This is a genomic window from Rubricella aquisinus, assembly GCF_014199445.1.
Lineage (GTDB): Bacteria > Pseudomonadota > Alphaproteobacteria > Rhodobacterales > Rhodobacteraceae > Rubricella > Rubricella aquisinus.
Map to the genome: position 1 here is coordinate 319,244 of NZ_JACIJS010000001.1, position 17,247 is coordinate 336,490.

The 17,247-nt window shown below is 64.1% G+C and carries 16 protein-coding genes; 5 read left to right on the forward strand and 11 right to left on the reverse strand.

What is annotated here, in order from left to right; genetic code table 11:
- Positions 1 to 193: 193 nt before the first annotated feature.
- From FHS89_RS01515 to FHS89_RS01530, 4 genes are all read right to left on the reverse strand, one after another.
- The gene (locus FHS89_RS01515; RefSeq protein WP_184007747.1) at positions 194 to 661 is read right to left on the reverse strand and encodes a YaiI/YqxD family protein; all 468 of its coding nucleotides are present in this window, start codon (positions 659 to 661) and stop codon (positions 194 to 196) included.
- Positions 658 to 2,469 carry a peptidoglycan -binding protein gene (locus FHS89_RS01520; RefSeq protein ID WP_184007749.1) on the reverse strand — a complete coding sequence of 604 codons (1,812 nt, stop codon included), beginning with the start codon at positions 2,467 to 2,469 and terminating at the stop codon, positions 658 to 660. The genes FHS89_RS01515 and FHS89_RS01520 overlap by 4 nt, the downstream gene beginning before the upstream one ends.
- 4 nt (positions 2,470 to 2,473) lie before the next feature.
- The gene (locus FHS89_RS01525; RefSeq protein ID WP_184007751.1) at positions 2,474 to 3,547 is read right to left on the reverse strand and encodes a biopolymer transporter ExbB; all 1,074 of its coding nucleotides are present in this window, start codon (positions 3,545 to 3,547) and stop codon (positions 2,474 to 2,476) included.
- 304 nt (positions 3,548 to 3,851) lie between these two features.
- Positions 3,852 to 4,397 carry a gamma-glutamylcyclotransferase gene (locus FHS89_RS01530; protein ID WP_184007753.1) on the reverse strand — a complete coding sequence of 182 codons (546 nt, stop codon included), beginning with the start codon at positions 4,395 to 4,397 and terminating at the stop codon, positions 3,852 to 3,854.
- A 71-nt stretch (positions 4,398 to 4,468) separates the two neighbouring features.
- Between FHS89_RS01530 and FHS89_RS01535 the strand changes: the two genes are divergently transcribed.
- On the forward strand, positions 4,469 to 5,458 hold the full coding sequence (locus FHS89_RS01535) for a DUF2125 domain-containing protein (RefSeq protein WP_184007755.1): 990 nt from the start codon (positions 4,469 to 4,471) through the stop codon (positions 5,456 to 5,458).
- Positions 5,459 to 5,460: 2 nt separating this feature from the next.
- Here the strand turns inward: FHS89_RS01535 and FHS89_RS01540 are convergent, their stop codons facing one another.
- From FHS89_RS01540 to rsmI, 7 genes are all read right to left on the reverse strand, one after another.
- Positions 5,461 to 6,381 carry a prephenate/arogenate dehydrogenase family protein gene (locus tag FHS89_RS01540; RefSeq protein ID WP_184007757.1) on the reverse strand — a complete coding sequence of 307 codons (921 nt, stop codon included), beginning with the start codon at positions 6,379 to 6,381 and terminating at the stop codon, positions 5,461 to 5,463.
- A complete protein-coding gene (gene hisC / locus FHS89_RS01545) occupies positions 6,378 to 7,472 on the reverse strand; it encodes a histidinol-phosphate transaminase (RefSeq protein WP_184007759.1) in 1,095 nt (364 codons plus the stop codon). Before hisC ends, FHS89_RS01540 begins: the two co-directional genes overlap by 4 nt.
- Before the next feature lie 73 nt (positions 7,473 to 7,545).
- Positions 7,546 to 8,457 carry an alpha/beta hydrolase gene (locus FHS89_RS01550; RefSeq protein ID WP_184007762.1) on the reverse strand — a complete coding sequence of 304 codons (912 nt, stop codon included), beginning with the start codon at positions 8,455 to 8,457 and terminating at the stop codon, positions 7,546 to 7,548.
- On the reverse strand, positions 8,457 to 9,398 hold the full coding sequence (gene gshB / locus FHS89_RS01555; protein WP_184007764.1) for a glutathione synthase: 942 nt from the start codon (positions 9,396 to 9,398) through the stop codon (positions 8,457 to 8,459). The genes FHS89_RS01550 and gshB overlap by 1 nt, the downstream gene beginning before the upstream one ends.
- A 19-nt stretch (positions 9,399 to 9,417) precedes the next feature.
- Positions 9,418 to 10,023 (reverse strand): BON domain-containing protein, encoded by a 606-nt coding sequence (locus FHS89_RS01560; RefSeq protein WP_184007766.1) that lies wholly within the window; start codon positions 10,021 to 10,023, stop codon positions 9,418 to 9,420.
- A gap of 101 nt (positions 10,024 to 10,124) precedes the next feature.
- A complete protein-coding gene (locus tag FHS89_RS01565; RefSeq protein ID WP_184007768.1) occupies positions 10,125 to 10,478 on the reverse strand; it encodes a YraN family protein in 354 nt (117 codons plus the stop codon).
- On the reverse strand, positions 10,475 to 11,332 hold the full coding sequence (gene rsmI, locus FHS89_RS01570; protein ID WP_184007770.1) for a 16S rRNA (cytidine(1402)-2'-O)-methyltransferase: 858 nt from the start codon (positions 11,330 to 11,332) through the stop codon (positions 10,475 to 10,477). Before rsmI ends, FHS89_RS01565 begins: the two co-directional genes overlap by 4 nt.
- A gap of 92 nt (positions 11,333 to 11,424) precedes the next feature.
- Here rsmI and FHS89_RS01575 point away from each other — a divergent pair, with 92 nt between their 5' ends.
- The 4 genes from FHS89_RS01575 to FHS89_RS01590 all read left to right on the forward strand — a co-directional run bounded on the left by FHS89_RS01575 (position 11,425) and on the right by FHS89_RS01590 (position 17,215).
- Positions 11,425 to 12,651: a penicillin-binding protein activator gene (locus FHS89_RS01575; protein ID WP_184007772.1), complete on the forward strand. Its 1,227-nt coding sequence runs from the start codon at positions 11,425 to 11,427 to the stop codon at positions 12,649 to 12,651.
- A 1-nt stretch (position 12,652) separates the two neighbouring features.
- Complete coding sequence (locus FHS89_RS01580; RefSeq protein WP_184007774.1) at positions 12,653 to 15,430, forward strand: [protein-PII] uridylyltransferase; 2,778 nt, start codon at positions 12,653 to 12,655, stop codon at positions 15,428 to 15,430.
- Positions 15,431 to 15,506: 76 nt separating this feature from the next.
- Positions 15,507 to 16,538, forward strand: a complete 1,032-nt coding sequence (pyrC, locus tag FHS89_RS01585; protein WP_184007776.1) for a dihydroorotase — start codon at positions 15,507 to 15,509, stop codon at positions 16,536 to 16,538.
- 104 nt (positions 16,539 to 16,642) lie between these two features.
- Positions 16,643 to 17,215, forward strand: coding sequence for a PDC sensor domain-containing protein (locus FHS89_RS01590; protein WP_184007778.1), 573 nt, complete (start codon positions 16,643 to 16,645; stop codon positions 17,213 to 17,215).
- Positions 17,216 to 17,247 lie beyond the last annotated feature (32 nt).

Sequence of the window (17,247 nt, forward strand, 5' to 3'; positions counted from 1 at the left end):
AGCCGGCGCCGACAGGCGCTTTACCCTTGAGGCGCACGCGAATCGGCCCCCAAGCTGGACGGGGTGACCTGAGGAACAGCCTGTTCCTCAGGCACCTCAGCGCAGGCGAAGCCTCCGCGTGCGTCAGCACGCGGCCCGGCCCAACGGGAAGCGGCCTATCTTTGATAGGACGATGACGGGCGGGAGCGCGCCCTCACGCTTGGCGCAACACGCGGTGCAGCATCGTATCGAGTGCTGACAGGAACCGCGAGCGGTCCTCCTTGCGAAACGGGGCAGGGCCACCGATGCCTTCGCCACCGACACCAGCGCGCAGATCGGCCATGATCGCGCGGGTCGCCACGGTCGTGCCGATGCTGTTCTCCGTGAACGGTTTGCCCGTCGGGGAGAGCACGCTTGCGCCCGCCGCGATGCACCGCTCCGCGAGCAGTATATCGGCGGTCACGACCACCGTTTTGGGGCCCGCGTGGTCCGCGATCCAGTCATCCGCCGCATCAAACCCGTCAGACACCATCTGGCAGCGGATCAGGGGCGTTGGGGGCGTGCGCAGATATTGGTTTGCCACCAGTGTCACCGGCACCTGAAGGCGCAGGGCAACGCGGTAGACCTCCTCCTTCACCGGGCAGGCATCAGCATCGACCAAGATTTCCACCGCACCGCTCATCGTTCGGTGAATTTCAGTTCGATCCGGCGGTTGCGCGCCCGCGCCTCCGGGGTGTTGGCCGTGTCCACGGGCTGGAATTCGCCAAAGCCTGTCGCGGCCAATCGGTCCGGCGGCAAGCCCTGCTCGTCGATCAGGAAGCGCACGACAGACAGCGCCCGCGCTTGGCTCAGTTCCCAGTTATCAGCGAACTGCGCGCTGTTGCCCAAGGGTACATTGTCGGTATGGCCATCGACACGGAGGATCCAATTGATCTCCTCAGGGATGTCATCCGAGATTTCCAACAGCACCTCGGCCACGCGCGCGATCTCCTGCCGTCCAGCGGCGTTCAGCGTCGCGGCCCCCGGCGCGAACAGCACTTCGGACGCGAACACGAAGCGGTCCCCGACCACGCGGATACCCTCCCGGTCGCCCAAAAGCTCCCGCATCCGGCCAAAAAATTCCGACCGGTAGTTCCGCAGATCGCGCGCCTCTGCCTCCAGTTCCGCCGCGCGGCGGCGCTGGTCAGCGGCGACTTGCGCGAGCGCGGAATTGAGCCGGTTGCCCAGCGCCTGTATCTGCACCTCGTTTTCCTCATCCCGCGCCTCGGCGGCATCAAGCAGCCCCTCAAGCTCGGCAATCTGCCGGCGCAATGCGGCGGCCTGTTGGTTCAGCAGGGCAACCCGGCGGCGCGCGTCCGTTGTCTCCGCCCGCTGATCGACCAATTCTCGGTTGGCCTGTGCCAAGAGGGCACGCTGGCGTTCCAGTTCGGACATGTCATCGGCCCGCGCGGTCTCCAGCCTAAGTTGCGCATTCTCCGCTGCGGCAAGCAGGGTCAGGGTTTCTTCCGCGCGGCGGCGTTCTTCCTCCAGTGAGAGGGTCATGGCCGTGAGTTCCGCATCCGCATTGGCAAGCCGCGCGCGCAGCGCCTCGGCGGCGGCGGCCTGCGCGAGGCGCGCGGCTTCTTCCTCCGACAGGTCCGCCTCAACCCCTTCTAGCCGTTCGCGCAGCAGGGCAGCAGCGGCCTGTTCCGCGTCAAGATCCGCAGCAATCTCTGCCGCGCGATCCCGCGCGTCCGCCAGATCCGCCTCCCGCTCCGCAAGGTCCGCGGCCAGGGCATCGCCGCGCCCTTCGGCATCTGACAGGCTCGCGGCCAAATCGGCCAAGGTCGCCTCGCGGGAGGCGGCTTCGGTCTGCAACTCGGCAATCAGCGATTCAAGCGCCTGTCGTTGTGCTGCGGCAAGGCGCGCGGCCTCTGCCTGCGCGTCGATCTCATCGCGGGCGGAGGCAAGCGCAAGGCGCAGCGCCTGTTCGCGGTCGATGGTTTCCGTGAGTTCCGTCTCAAGCCGCGCAATCTCCTCTGCGGAGGCGCGCAGATCGGCCCGGCGCGCCGCGGCATCATCCCGCGCGGCTGTCAGCGCCTGATCAAGATCGGCATTGCGGGACAAAAGCGACGCGACCTGATCCTCAAAGGACGCGATCCGCGCGGCCTGCTCTGCCGTGTCGGTGCGCAGGGCCGCGATGAGGGCAAGCTGGTTGGCAACGATCGTTTCCCGATCCGCGAGCGTGCCGGAGAGGGTCGTGACCTCATCCTCAAGCGCAGCACTCCGCCGCTGCTCCACCCCCAGTGCATCGGCAAGGCTGGCAAGCTCTTCTGTCAGGGTTTCTAGCTCACCGCGCTGGCCCGTGATCGTCTGTTGAAGGGTGTATTGCATGACCATGAAAATGGTCAGCACGAACATCAGCACCAACAGAAGCGCGGTCATCGCATCCACGAAGCCGGGCCAGATATTGGCCTCGAACCGCGCTCCGCTGCGCCTGTTCAGCGCCATCGGCTCACCGCTCCCGTGTCAGCGCATCCGTCAGGGCGCTGATTTCGGTCCGCAACTCCGCCACGGCATCCTGACGCCCGGCGGAGATTTCCTCCAGCAGCCGCAAAAGCTGTATGTCGATATTGCGCAGACGGGCGCGGGTTTCCTCATCAAGCATTGCGGCGTCAGCTTCGCGTTGGGCGATTTGTGTGGTGAGGTTTTCGACCGCCGTGACAAGCTGATCCAGCCGCTGATCCGTCGCGCGGCGCGCCTCGTCACTCGCGGCGACCGTGGCGCTCAGCACTTCGATCCGGGTTGCGGTGTTGTCCATCACATCCGCCATGACGCTGCTTTCCGCACCCTCCCCGCCCATGGTCAGGCGCGTGATGGAGGACAGCCAGTTTTCCAACTCGGTATAAAACCGGTTCTGCCCGTGGCCCGCGAACAATTCCAGAATGCCCACCACCAGTGATCCGGCAAGCCCCAGAAGCGAGGACGCGAAGGCAGTACCCATCCCGGCAAGCTGCGCCTCAATCCCGGTCATCATCCGCTCAAACACCGACAGGCCCGTCGTGTCGCCCTCCGCCGGGGTCAGGGCGCGGATCGTATCGACAACCGCCGGAACGGTCGTCGCAAGGCCATAGAACGTGCCTAAAAGGCCAAGGAAAATCAGAAGATTGATGATATAGCGCGTGATGTCGCGCGCCTCATCAAGCCGCGTTGCGATGGATTCGAGCAATGACCGCGCGGAACTGGTGGAAATCCCCTGCCGGGCGCGCTTGTCCTTCAGCATCGCGGCGAGCGACGTCAACAGGCGCGGCGGCTGGACATATTCATGACCGGGCCGGTTCAGCGCGAACCCCTCGATCCAACTGACGGAAGTGACCAACTGCAACACCTGCCAGAAACAGGCCAAGACGCCAATCACGAACACCCCAAGGATAAATCCGTTGAGATACATGTTCGCAAGGAACACTTCCGCCACCTGCCGGTAGATCAGAAACACCCCGACCCCAACGAGGATCAGCACCAGAACCATCAGCAAAATCTGCCGGAACGGCTGTGAAAACTGAGGATCGTTTTCCGTTTCAAAAAGCATTGCGTGCCTGTGTCCCTGTCGCCTTTTGCGGGACATTAACTCTGTCCTGCGTGGTTTTCCATGCTTACTCTGCGGCGGGGCGAAATCGTGTGAAGGACTTTCGGGCGCTGGCCTTGCCTTTCGACCTTCTTTGGACCGGAATCAAGCGCGCAGCGCGCCGGTCCAGCGGCCGCCCGCCCCCCGGCGGCCGCTTTGCGACGGTCGATCCTAAGCGGAGAATGCGGACGGAACACCGCCATAAATCGCATAGCTGATCTGTATGAGCGGCCTTCTCGGGCGGCCGCTGGACCTGCTTACGCAGCAATCATTCGCCCCCAACCCGCGCCCGCACCATCCTATCCAGCGCCTCAAGGTCCGGGTCGCGGATGCCCAGCTTGCCCAACGCCGCAACGGTGTTGTGCAGATATTCGGCATTTGGCCCACTTGGCCCGATGGCGTCCGCGATGATCTTGGCCTGCGCGTCTAGTGGCAGCGCGCCCGCATACTGGCCATGCGCGGTGTCCATCACATAGGCAATCGCCTCGACCGTGCCGCCCTCGGCCAATGCGATGGTCTGGCGGGTTTCGCGGTAGGCCGCAGTCACCAATTCGCGGGCGGTGAGGTAGGCGTATGTTTCCTCCGCCTGCGCTGCCTCCACCCGGTAGGCAAGGCCGGTGCAGGTCGCCCCTTCCAACGCATCAAGTGCCAGCACCAATCCCGGCTTTTCAGGCGTGCCGCGATATTCGATCGATGTCATGCAAAAGCTGCGATGGTATCCGTGCAACGTGCCAAGCCGTGCCTCGGCCACTTCGAAACCGGGCTTCCACAGCAAGGAGCCATAGGCGAACACCCAAAATCCGTCCGAAATCATGCTGGCCTCCCTCTTGCGCTGCGCGATATACACCGCGCATCCCGTGATGGCGAGAAGGAACCGCTATGCCCATGCGCACGATGTTACTGGCCGGACTGGCCCTGCTGATCGGGTGGTCCGCTTATTGGTGGCTGGCCGCGTCAAGCCTGCGCAATGGCATTGACGACTGGCTTACCGCGCGGCAGGCGGATGGCTGGATCGCGGAATATGCCGATCTGGGCATTTCGGGCTATCCCAGCCGGGTGGACGCGCGGTTTGACGATCTGGCATTGGCGGACCCGGCGCGCGGCTGGGCGTGGTCGGCCCCCGCGTTTCAGATCCTTGCGCTGAGCTATCGGGACGATCAGGTCATCCTCGCTTTTCCGGGGGAGCAGAGCCTTGCCACCCCGCGCGGGAGGGTGACGGTATCGGGCGCGCCATTGCGGGCCTCGGTCAACCTGACGGAGGATCAGGTCGTCCAGCGACTGGTCGCGGAAGCTGACGATCTGACCCTAACGATGGAGGGCGACCAGATCACCGCGACCCGCATGATCCTGGCCACGGAGGAGCAGGGACAGCCCCGCATCCAGCGGCTTGGCTTGACCGGGGAGGGCATCATGCCCTCCGCCGCGTTGCGCGAATTGGGGGCTGGGATCGGGCTTGCTGACACACCGATTGAGAGGGTGACGCTGGATGCGACCGCGACCTTCGCCGCACCGCCCGGCCTTGCGCAACTGGGGGACGCGCCGCCGGCCCTTGATGCGCTTTCCATCGCGGATCTGAGCGTGACATGGGCGATGCTCAGCATCCGGGCGCAGGGCATGTTGACCGCCGATGCGAACGGGTTTGCCAGCGGGGAGATCGCGCTGCGCCTGCGCAATTGGCAGGAGATGCTGGACATGGCTGTCGCCGCCGGGGCGATCCGGGCGGATGTGGCCCCGGCGCTGCAATTCGCGCTCGGCTTGATGGCAGGGCTGGGCGGGGACCGCGACGCGCTCGACGCGACTGTCAGCTTTCGCGACGGTGTGATGGCCATTGGCCCAGTAGTGATCGGAACAGCGCCACGAATGGCGCTGCCCTAAGCTTACTTCGGGGGAAGCCCGCGCCCGAAATTCGGCGCGTCCGTGTCCTGACCCGCCTCGATAATGCCGCGCCGAATGGCCCGCGTGCGGGTGAAATAGGCGTGCAGCGTATCCCCATCGCCCGTGCGGATCGCCCGTTGCAGGGCGAACAATTCCTCGGTGAACCGGCCAAGGATTTCGAGCGTCGCTTCCTTGTTGTTCAGAAACACATCGCGCCACATCGTCGGATCGGATGCCGCGATGCGGGTGAAATCCCGGAACCCTGCGGCAGAGTATTTGATGACTTCCGAATGGGTCACCCGGCGCAGATCATCCGCGACCCCCACCATCGTGTAGGCTATGAGGTGGGGCGCGTGGGACGTAACGGCGAGCACAAGGTCATGATGCGCCGGCTCCATCTCTTCGACATTCGCGCCCAGCCCGCGCCAGAACGCGGCAAGATGGTCCACCGCCGCCTGATCCGTACCTTCGGGCGGGGTCAACAGGGTAAATCGCCCGTCATAAAGCGTGGCAAAGCCCGATTCCGGCCCGGAATGCTCTGTCCCCGCAACCGGATGTGAGGGGACGAAATGCACCCCGTCCGGCACATGGGGGGCCACGGCATCAATCACCGTCTGCTTGACCGACCCCACATCGGACAGGATCGCTCCGGGTTTGAGATGCGGTCCGATTTCGGCGGCGACTGCGCCCATCACGCCGACGGGCACGCACAGGATCACCAGATCGGCCTCTTTCACGGCCTCTGCGGCGGTGGCGGCAACCTCATCGACGAGCCCGATCTCCGCCGCCTTGGCGCGGGTCGCCTCGGAACGGGCATAACCGACAAGCGTGCCGACCAGATCCCCGCGCCGCGCGGCGTGGGCGATGGAGCCTGCAATCAGGCCAAGCCCGATCAGGGCGATGCGTTCAAACCGTGCTGTCATGTCCTCATACCCACAATCTGGCGCAGCGCCGCAATGGTGTCGCGGCATTCCTCGGGCGTGCCGACCGTGATCCGCAACCCCGATGGCAGGCCATAGCTTGCGACATTGCGCACAAGGATGCCGCGCGCGGTCAGCGCCTCCAGCGCGCTTTGTGCTGCTGCCACATCCGCGAACCGGGCCAACACGAAATTCGCATGCGACGGATCAACGGAAAGGCCAAGCCCGCGCAATTCCTTCGTCATCCAGTCGCGCCAGACCTCGTTTTCGATGCTGCATCGCTGCACATAGTCCTGATCCTGCACCGCCGCGATCGCCCCGGCGATCGCTGGGCCCGTCAGGTTGAACGGGCCGCGCACCCGGTTCAGCGCGTCGATCACGTCCTGCGGGCCATAGCCCCAGCCGACGCGCAACGCGCCGATGCCGTAGATTTTGGAGAAGGTCCGCGTCATCACCACATTGTGCCGCGTGGTCGCCAGCGCCTTGCCGCCGTTATAATCCGGGTCGCGCACATATTCGGCATAGGCCCCGTCGATCACAAGCAGGGTCTCTGCCGGGATCGCGTCCGCCAACCGCACGAGATCGGCCTCCGGCACCAGTGTGCCGGTCGGGTTTGCGGGGTTCGCGATAAAGATGATCTTGGTCCGGTCCGTGCAGGCGGCAAGGATCGCGTCCACATCCACGCACCGCTCCCGCTCCGCCACCTCCACGGGGGTCGCCCCGGCAGCCTGTGCGCAGATTTTGTGCATGGCAAAGCCGTGCTCGGTATGGATCACCTCTGCCCCTTCGCCCGCATAGGCCTGACAGAGGAAGGTAAACACCTCATCCGACCCGGCACCGCAAATGATGCGCGCTGGATCAAGCCCGTGCACGGCTCCAATCGCGCTGCGCAAGTCCAAATGACCACTATCGGGATAGCGTTCCAGCGCGGCACCCGACGCAGCGAAGGCTTCCTTGACGCGCTCCGATGGCCCGAACGGGTTTTCGTTGGAACTGAGCTTGATGATACGGTTCGCATGCCCTGCTTTCGCCGCACCGGCAACGTAGAGTGGAATGTCGAGCAGCCCTTTGCGGGGGGTGACGGTTTGGGTCATGGCGCGCCTCGGATCGGTTTGGCCCATGCTCTATCGCCTTGTGCGCGGCAAATCCAGTGGGCGCGCGCCGGGGCTATCCCAGATGGGCGCGGATAAAGGCCGCAGCACGATCCAGCGCCACATCCGCCTCCGGCAATTTGCCGTGAAACATCTGCCAGCAATGAAAGCAGCCGGGCCAAAGGTCCAGCTCCACATCGACGCCATCGGCGGTCAGTTTGGCCCCCATCCGCCGCGCGTCATCGGCCAGAAGTTCCGCCTTGCTCGCCTGAATGAGCACTGGCCCCGCACCGCGAAATGTCCCGAACAGCGGGGACGCTCTGGGATCGGTCGGTTCCGCCCCGTCAAGGTAGCGCGATACGACCTCCGGCAGGCGCGCGGCGGGCAAAATCGCGTCGCGTCGCACGTTCGACACGAGGCTGTCCCCTGACAGGGTCATATCGCACCAGGGGGAGAATGCGACCGTGGCCGCCGGATGCGGCAGGCCCTCCTCACCAATCATGTGCAACAGCGCCAGCGCCAGCCCGCCGCCCGCGCTATCCCCGGCCAGCACGATATTTCCCGCCTCATAGCCCGCCTCCAGCAAGCCGGTATAGGCGGCAAGCGCGTCCTCTGGCGCGGACGGGAACGGATGCTCCGGTGTCAGGCGATAATCGGGCAGAACCACGCGCACATCCGCAAGGGCGGCAATCGCGGAGCCAAGCGCCTGATGCGTCGCGGCCGAGCCAAGGAAATACGCCCCGCCATGGAAATAAAGCACAACCCGGCTGCGGGCGGAGGTTTCGGTGCTGATCCATTTGACCGGCATCGGCCCCGCCCCGCCGGGCAATCGCGCGTCCACGATCCGGGTGCCCGGAACCGGGCGAAAGACGGACGCCGCCCGCCGCTCAAACCCATTGCGCAGCGCGATGGGATCGGTGCTGCGCGCCAGACGCCGCTTTTCCGTGACCCTCAGCCCAAGATCGAGCATTTTGAGCCGGAACGACATCAGCCGACGCGCCGCTCTATCGCGTCCCAGATTTTGGCGGTGATGTTGGTGCCATCAAACCGCTCAAGCTCCTGAATGCCGGTGGGGGAGGTCACGTTGATCTCCGTCAGCAGGCCGCCAATCACGTCGATGCCGACAAAAATCTGACCCTTTTCGCGCAAAAGCGGGCCGATGGCCGCGCAAATCTCGCGGTCCCGGTCTGTCAGGGCGACCTTCTCCGCCCGGCCACCGACATGCATGTTCGACCGGGTTTCCCCTTCTGCCGGGACGCGGTTGATGGCGCCCACCGGCTCACCGTCCACAAGGATGACACGCTTGTCGCCCTTGGCCACATCGGGCAGGAATTTCTGCATGATGAGCGGCTCGCGGTTGATGCCCGAGAACAGCTCATGCAGCGAATTGAGGTTGCGATCATCAGGGCCAAGCCGGAACACCCCCGCCCCGCCATTGCCATAAAGTGGCTTGAGGATCACATCGCCATGCTCCGCCTTGAACCGCTTGAGCGCACCAATATCACGGGCGATCATCGTGGGCGGCGTGAGGTCGGGAAATTGCAGCACCAAGAGCTTCTCAGGATAATTCCGCACCCAAGTCGGATCATTCACCACCAGCGTGTCAGGGTGGATCATGTCGAGGATATGGGTCGTGGTGATATAGCCCATGTCAAACGGTGGATCCTGCCGCAGCCACACGACATCCATCTCTGACAGGTCCTGCACCACCCGCTCCCCCAGCGTGTAGTGATTGCCCACCTCACGCCGCAGGGTGACGGGCCAGCCATCGCCATACACCTTCCCCTGATTATAGATCAGCTTGTCCGGTGTGTAGTAGAACAGCGTATGCCCGCGCGCCTGTGCTTCCTCCATGATGCGGAAAGAGCTGTCAGCATTGATATTGATGGGACCGATCGGGTCCATCTGCATGGCGATTTTGAGCGGCATGGTGTGTCCTTGAAACGGGTTAGCGGCTGATCGCCGGGCTTTCGGTGCGCAGGCGGCGCGGATCGTCGATCAACAGAACGTGGCTCACGACCTGCTCCACCCCCGATACGGTGCTCATCGCGGTGGTGACGCGCTGCAATTCTGCGGCATCGGGTGCCAGACCGTTGAGGTGCAGCACCCCGTTCACCACCGTTACGGTATAGTTGATGGGGTCGATCCCTTCGGTGTTGACCAAACGGAACCGCGCGGAATTGGCGATGCCCACATCCCGGAGCACGGTTCCGGTGGACCGGGTGCCACCCGGCTCGATCTCGTTCACCACGGCGCGCACGCCGGGGATGGACCACGCGATGGTTTCCGCCTCAATCGCGTCGGCGGGTCGGGGCACGGTGCCCAACAGCAGCACCCGCCCTTCATTCACCCGCGTTTGCACGCCCGCGACATTCGGATTGTCCGCCGCCACCAATTGCGCATCGAGCCGCAGGTTGATCTGCGTATCGCTCAGCGCCTCTTCGGTGCTGCGCAACTGGTTGTCCGACACGCCCGCGGCGGTCACGCCCGCGATGGCCACCGGGCCGCACGCCGTTACTGCGATCAGCGCACCAGTCAGGAAAATGGATTTCATGGGTCTGCTCCCTCAAGGTTTCTTTCGTCACGCCCTGTTTTGGTGAGACCATATAAGGGGTGTCAGACAGGGGGTGACAAGCCTTGCTGTCAAATTCTGCCTCAGCGGGGCATCGCGTCCTCGATGATTTCGGCACCCCCTGCGCGATCCACCAGCACCACGTCAAATCGCATCGGGGTGTCAAGCGAGAGGTTTTCGTGTTGCAGATAGCCCAGCGCCGTCGCCGCGATCCGCGCCCATTGCTTGGCAGAGATGCTGACGGAGGCATCCTCCAGCGTCTTGCGTGCTTTCACTTCCACGAACACGAGCGTTCCGGCCAACCGGACAATCAGATCGACCTCCCCCGCGCCCGCGCGAAATCGGCGAGCAAGCAGCTCTGCCCCCTGCGCAGTATAAAGCCGCTCGGCAATATCTTCTGCCGCAAGGCCCGCGTGGTAATTGGTGGCGCCGGTCACCTTGCGTCTTTCAGGGCTTGCGCGCGGGCATAAAGCCCCTTGCGCGGCTGACCGGTTGCGGCGGCCACTTCGGACGCGGCATCCTTGACCGAGCCACGGGTCAGCGCATCGCGCAGCAGGGCGTCCACATCCGCGTCAGAAAGGCTACGCGGCGCGGGCGGGGCAAGGACCAGCACGATCTCCCCTTTCGGGTCGGCCTCCGCCGCCAGCGCATCCGCAAGGTCGCGCGCCGTGCCACGGCGAACCTCCTCAAACCGTTTGGTCAATTCGCGACACAGGGCGACTTCCCGCTCCGGCTCCACATCCGCGATGGCCGTGAGCGTGCGCGCGACGCGCTTGGGGCTTTCGTAAAGGATCAGCGTGGCCTGTGTCGCCATCACATCCGCCAGAAACGTGGCCCGCGCGCCCTCTTTCACCGGGGGAAAGCCCGCAAACAGGAACCGGTCCACCGGCATTCCCGCGACCGCAAGAGCGGCCAAGAGCGCGGACGCGCCCGGCGCGGAGCGCACATCCTGCCCAGCCGCGATCACCGCGCGGGCCAATGCGAAGCCCGGATCAGCCAATAGGGGGGTGCCCGCATCGGACGCATAGGCCACCGATTTCCCTTCCGCGATGGCCGCAACCAGCCCTTGCGCGGACGCGGCCTCGTTGTGATCATGACAGGCGACGATGCGCCGCCCGGCCAGTGGAATGCCGTGAATATCCATCAGCTTGCGCAGCCGCCGCGTGTCCTCTGCCGCCAGAACATCCGCTTGCGCCAGCACATGCAGCGCGCGCAGCGTGATGTCATCGGCAGAGCCAATCGGCGTCGATACGACATAAAGTGCGGGATCAAGGGGCTGTCCGTTGCTCATCTGCCGCTCCCGCCCCCGCTCAGTGTTTACTTGATACGCCCTCCGTTCTATGTCGGTGATAACAACCCTGTAAAGCAGTGGAGAGCCAGACAATGCCCCTGATTGCATCTTTCGGACAGCGGGGCATGACGCCTGCGCTTGCAGCCCTTGCCCTGACATTCGGCCTTGCCGCCTGTTCTGTTCCGAGTGTGCCCAGTCAGTCGGCCCAACCCGCCCCCGTTGCCCCTGTAGTCGAGACCGTGCCGGGCCAGTTCAACGCCTCAGCCCCCGTGCGGATCGCCCTCTTGGCCCCCTACGGCACGGGCGACGCGGATCGTGAGGCCCGCGCGCAGAGCATCGAGAATGCGGCCCGCCTTGCCGTGCGCGACATTCAGGGTGCCACGATTGATCTGGTCACCTATGGCACCGCCGAAAACCCAGAGACAGCGGCAGACGCCGCGCGCCGCGCTATCGCGGACGGGGCGCAGATGATCGTCGGGCCGGTCTTTTCCTCCTCCGTCGCGGCGGTTCAGCCGATTGCGGCGGCAGCGAACATCCCCGTCCTGTCCCTGTCGAACAACACCGAAGTCGCGGGCAATGGGGCCTATGTGCTTGGTGTCACGTTTGAGGACACGGCGCGCCGCGCCCTGACCGAAGCGGCAGAGCGCGGCCTGCGCCGCGTGGGCCTGATCCACACCGATGATCTGGAAGGGCGCGTGGCGCGCGACGGCGTGCGCGCCGCTGCCGTGCAGACCGGAACGCAGGTCGTGGCCACCGCCTCCTACCCCCGGTCGCAGCAGGGCATCCCTGCCTCCGCCGAGGCGTATGTGAATGCGATGGTGTCGTCCGGCGCGGAGGTCGTTGTGATGAATGACCGCGATGCGGGGCTTGTCTATGCCTCGTCCTTCCTGCCGTTCTATGGGCTTGATACCCGCGACATTCAGCTTGTGTCGCTCGCGCCGCTGGAAAACGATGCCTTTGCGCGGGAGCGCACCCTGCGCGGGGCGTGGTTCTCTGTCCCTGATCCGGAATTGGAGGAACTGTTCACCCTGCGTTATTCCTCCGTTTATGGCGGGGAGCCGCATAGCCTTGCCGGGCTTGCCTATGACGCCGTGGCCGCCGCCGGGGCGATGCTCGTGGATGCGCAGCAAACCCAGGACGCGACCCCGTTCAGCGCCGAGGATATCCAGACGCCGCTTGGCTTTGCGGGTGTGAATGGCGTGTTCCGCTTCACCCCCAATGGCCATATCGAGCGGGGGCTGACGCTGATGCGGGTGACGGATACCACGCCCGAAGTCGTCTCCCCCGCGCCGGGGCGGTTTGGGGTGATTGGCAGCTAACATGACCGTTGCGCCCGCGCCGACCGCGCAGACCCCCTCTCCGCTGAGCCGCGAAACCCTGTCTGCGCGCTGTGATAGCGCGATCCTTGCCGCGAAAGAGGCAGGAGACACGGCAGGCGTGCGCCGGGCGGTGGTCACCGTCCTGTCCGAGGCCCTGTCGGAGGGTCGCGCAAAGATCGCGCTGGATCTGGAGGCCTATCCGTTTGACGGGCGGTTGGCGGCGGCCTCCTATTCCGCGCTGATGGATGTGGTCGTCTCAACCGCTCTTGACCTTGCGCGGGATCATTTGCACCCGGCCCATACGCCCACCTCCTCTGAACGCATGGCGTTGCTCGCTGTGGGCGGCTTTGGCCGGGGGGAGATGGCGCCGTTCTCGGACGTCGATCTCTTGTTCCTGACCCCCTACAAACAAACAGCATGGGGTGAGAGCCTCGTGGAGACGGTGCTCTACATCCTGTGGGATCTGAAGCTGAAGGTCGGCCAATCGGTGCGCAATATCGACGATTGCCTGCGGCTCGGGCGGGAGGATTTCACGATCCGCACCGCATTGCTGGAACGGCGGTTGATCTGGGGCGATCAAGGCTTGTCCGATGAGCTTGACGACAGGCTGTGGAACGACCTGTTCAAGGATACCGGCCCTGAATTCGTCGAAGCCAAACTGGACGAGCGGGAAACGCGCCACTCCCGCCATGGCGGCTCCCGCTATCTGGTGGAGCCGAACATCAAGGAGAGCAAAGGCGGGCTGCGCGATCTGCAAACGCTCTATTGGATCGGGAAATACCTCTACAATGTCGAACAGCCCTATCAGCTTGTCGATAAGGGGCTGCTGACGGCGGAGGAATTGGCGGTTTTCTCCGAAGCCGAAGCCTTTTTGTGGTCCACGCGCTGTCATTTGCATCTGGTGGCGGGGCGCGCGAATGAGCAACTGACCTTTGACATGCAGGTGGAGGTGGCGAGCCGCCTGGGGTTTGAGGACACCGAAGGGCAGCTTGGGGTCGAGCGGTTCATGCAGGCCTATTTCCGGCAGGCCCGCGCGGTGGGCGAATTGTCCCGCATCTTCCTCGTGGCGCTGGAGGCACGCCATATCAAGGCAAAACCGACCATCGCGGGGCGGTTGCGCTGGGTTCTCGGTGGAATGGGGCGCGATACGACGCCCGAGGGCTTCCAACTTCAGGACGGGCGACTGACGGTCGAGGAGCCGGAGAAATTCTGCGCCGATCCGATCAACATCCTGCGCCTGTTCGCGGAAGGATTGGAAAGCGACACGCTGATCCATCCTGACGCCTTGCGGATGGCCGCGCAAAACCTTGATCTGATCACTGACGAGGTGCGCCGCGACCCGCGCACGAACGAAATTTTTCTCAACATGCTGTTGGGCCATGAAAACCCCGAACGTGGCCTGCGGCGGATGAACGAGACGGGGGTTCTGGGCGCGTTCATCCCGGAATTCGAGAACATCGTCGCGATGATGCAGTTCAACATGTATCACCACTACACGGTGGATGAGCACACGATCACCTGCATCTCTGTCCTGTCTAAGATCGAGCGGGGCGAGTTGGTCGAGGATCTGCCGGTTGCCTCCTCAATCCTGAAGGACGGGGTGAACCGCAAGGTGCTTTATATCGCGCTGTTGCTCCATGATATCGGCAAGGGACGGCCCGAGGATCATTCGGTGATCGGGGCGGAACTGGCGAGCGTGATTTGCCCCCGGCTCGGCCTTGATGAGGCGGATAGCGAATTGGTCGTGTGGCTGGTGCGCAATCACCTCCTGATGTCGGATGTGGCGCAGAAGCGTGATATCTCCGACCCGCGCACGGTATCGGATTTCGCAGGCGCGGTGGCGAGCCAGAAGCGGCTGAAACTCCTGTTGGTGCTGACCGTCTGTGACATCATGGGCGTCGGCCCGAACACATGGAACAACTGGAAAGCGGTCCTGCTGCGCCAGCTTTACAACGCGACCCGCGATGTGCTGACAGGTGGGATCGACACGATCGAGCGCGATCGCCGCGTGAAAGACGCAAAGGCCGCGTTGCGCGCCTCCCTCACCGATTTCAGCGAGGCGCAGATCACGCAGGAATTGGACCGGCATTATCCGCCCTATTGGGCAGGGCTTGGCACCGGCACCCATGTGGCCGTGGCCCGCCTGATCCCGGAACTGGCGCTCGATGCTGTTGGCGATGACTATACAGAAGACCCGGATCGGGACGCGACGCGCGCGACCTATGTCACCGGGGACCATCCGGGCATTTTCAGCCGGCTTGCGGGCGCGCTTGCGCTGGTGGGCGCGAATGTGCGGGATGCGCGGACCTATACCACGTCCGATGGCTATGCGATTTCGGTCTTTTGGATACAGGACGCCGAAGGCCACCCCTATGAAGCCGCGCGCCATGCCCGTCTGTCCAAAATGGTGGGCCGTGCGCTGCGCGGGGAGGTGGTGACGCGCGAAGCGCTCGCCCCGAAGGACAAGATCAAACGGCGCGAGGCGGATTTCGTGGTCCCGACCACGATCACCTTCGACAATACCGGCTCCGACATCTTCACGATCATTGAGGTCGATACCCGCGACCGACCCGGATTGCTGCATGACCTGACCCGCGCGCTGGCCGCCGCGAATATCAACATCTTTTCCGCGATCATCGCGACCTATGGGGAGCAGGCGGTCGATACATTCTATGCCAAAGACCTGTTCGGCCTGAAACTGCATTCCGAGAACAAACGCGACGCGGTGGAGCGGGCCTTGCGGCAGGCGATCATGCGCCGCCCTGAAGGAACGGAATAACGGCAGGCTGCGGGAGCCTCCGGCGGGAGGTATTTGGGGAAAAAAGAAACACAAGGTTGCGCCTAAGGAGGCATCTATGGAGCTTACGATCACCCGGCCAGATGATTGGCATTTGCATTTGCGCGATGGCGATATGCTCAAGGCCGTGCTGCCGGAGACCGCGCGGGATTTCGGGCGCGCCATCATCATGCCCAACCTTGTCCCGCCGGTCGTGACCGGGGCCGATGCCACCGCCTATCGCGCGCGTATCCATGCCGCGATGCCAGAGGGGGCAGATTTTGAGCCGCTGATGACGCTCTATCTGACCGAAGCGACCGATCCCGATGACGTGGAAGCCGCCGCCGCGTCGGGGCTGATCACCGCCGTGAAGCTCTATCCCGCGGGGGCGACGACCAACTCCGCCTCCGGGGTGCGCAGCATTGATGCGGTGATGCCCGTGCTGGAGCGCATGGCCGCCATCGGCCTGCCGCTATGTGTGCATGGGGAGGTCACGGATCACGACATTGATATTTTCGACCGCGAAGCCGTGTTCATCGACACAAAGCTCGATCCGCTGCGTCGCCGCCTGCCGGAATTGCGCGTGATCATGGAGCATGTGACCACCCGCGACGGCGTTGAATATGTCAAATCCGCCGAAAGCGGGCTGGGGGCCACGATCACCACGCATCATCTGATGATCAACCGCAACCATATACTCGTGGGCGGGATCAAGCCGCATTACTATTGCCTGCCCGTGGCCAAGCGGGAGGAGCACAGGCTCGCCCTGCGTGCAGCCGCGACCAGCGGGGATGCGCGGTTTTTCCTTGGCACCGACAGCGCACCCCATACCGATCCGAACAAGGAGAGTGCTTGCGGCTGTGCGGGTGTGTTCTCCGCCACCAACACCATGTCCTGCCTTGCCCATGTGTTCGAGGAGGAAGGCGCGCTGGACCGGCTGGAGGCATTTGCGTCCCTCAATGGGCCCGCATTCTATGGGCTTGCCCCCAATCCGGGCACGATCACCCTGCGCAAGGGCGAGGCCGTCCCCTATCCGGCGAAGCTCGACACGGGTGAGGGGCCGGTGACGCTGTTTGATCCCGGTCATCCTCTGCATTGGCGGGTGGTCTGAGGCTCACGCACCGATCACAAGCCCGCCAGCTCGCCGGGATGTGAGGCCATGTGAGGGCCATGGTGATCTAGGGTCCGGGGGACACCCCAGACCCCGGAGACCGCATGCGTATCATCCTCATCCTATTTTTGTCCTTTCTGACCGCCGCGCCCGCCCTGGCCACCGACGATCTGCCCTATCGCGATATTGCGGGGCAGATCGCCGGGAAACTGCTGGAAGGGTGGATCAGCGACCCTGTCGTGATCTATTCGATTGAGGAGCAGAACACGCTCAACGCCGATTTGGCTGACGCACAGGTGGCGGCGCTGCAATCGCGCTGGATCGCGGAGGACGGGCGCGGGGAAATGAGCTTTGACCTGCTGGATCGCCTGATCTCCATCATCGCGCGGGAAGAGGCCGAAAAATCGGGCGGCATGATCGACCGGATCGCGATCATGGACATGCACGGCATCACCGTTGGCATGACCCGCGCGGCACCCGATTATTATCAGGGGGACAAACCGCATTTCGTCGGCAGCTACCTGATGGGGCCGGACGGGCAACATATCAGCGAGCCTTATACGGCGACACCTGATGGAGACGTGTTGGTGGACATCACCCGCAGCGTGGTCGCAGAGGATGGCGTGACCCCGATCGGGGCGGTCACTCTGACCCTGAATGTCGGGATTTTGTTCTGATCGGATCAGCGCAGTTGCCCCGGATCGGCAAG

Excerpts from the sequence above, each read along its gene's own strand:
- FHS89_RS01515 (WP_184007747.1), bottom strand. The coding sequence starts at position 661 with ATGAGCGGTGCGGTGGAAATCTTGGTCGATGCTGATGCCTGCCCGGTG.
- FHS89_RS01520 (WP_184007749.1), bottom strand. The coding sequence starts at position 2,469 with ATGGCGCTGAACAGGCGCAGCGGAGCGCGGTTCGAGGCCAATATCTGG.
- FHS89_RS01525 (WP_184007751.1), bottom strand. The coding sequence starts at position 3,547 with ATGCTTTTTGAAACGGAAAACGATCCTCAGTTTTCACAGCCGTTCCGG.
- FHS89_RS01530 (WP_184007753.1), bottom strand. The coding sequence starts at position 4,397 with ATGATTTCGGACGGATTTTGGGTGTTCGCCTATGGCTCCTTGCTGTGG.
- FHS89_RS01535 (WP_184007755.1), top strand. The coding sequence starts at position 4,469 with ATGCGCACGATGTTACTGGCCGGACTGGCCCTGCTGATCGGGTGGTCC.
- FHS89_RS01540 (WP_184007757.1), bottom strand. The coding sequence starts at position 6,381 with ATGACAGCACGGTTTGAACGCATCGCCCTGATCGGGCTTGGCCTGATT.
- hisC (WP_184007759.1), bottom strand. The coding sequence starts at position 7,472 with ATGACCCAAACCGTCACCCCCCGCAAAGGGCTGCTCGACATTCCACTC.
- FHS89_RS01550 (WP_184007762.1), bottom strand. The coding sequence starts at position 8,457 with ATGTCGTTCCGGCTCAAAATGCTCGATCTTGGGCTGAGGGTCACGGAA.
- gshB (WP_184007764.1), bottom strand. The coding sequence starts at position 9,398 with ATGCCGCTCAAAATCGCCATGCAGATGGACCCGATCGGTCCCATCAAT.
- FHS89_RS01560 (WP_184007766.1), bottom strand. The coding sequence starts at position 10,023 with ATGAAATCCATTTTCCTGACTGGTGCGCTGATCGCAGTAACGGCGTGC.
- rsmI (WP_184007770.1), bottom strand. The coding sequence starts at position 11,332 with ATGAGCAACGGACAGCCCCTTGATCCCGCACTTTATGTCGTATCGACG.
- FHS89_RS01575 (WP_184007772.1), top strand. The coding sequence starts at position 11,425 with ATGCCCCTGATTGCATCTTTCGGACAGCGGGGCATGACGCCTGCGCTT.
- FHS89_RS01580 (WP_184007774.1), top strand. The coding sequence starts at position 12,653 with ATGACCGTTGCGCCCGCGCCGACCGCGCAGACCCCCTCTCCGCTGAGC.
- pyrC (WP_184007776.1), top strand. The coding sequence starts at position 15,507 with ATGGAGCTTACGATCACCCGGCCAGATGATTGGCATTTGCATTTGCGC.
- FHS89_RS01590 (WP_184007778.1), top strand. The coding sequence starts at position 16,643 with ATGCGTATCATCCTCATCCTATTTTTGTCCTTTCTGACCGCCGCGCCC.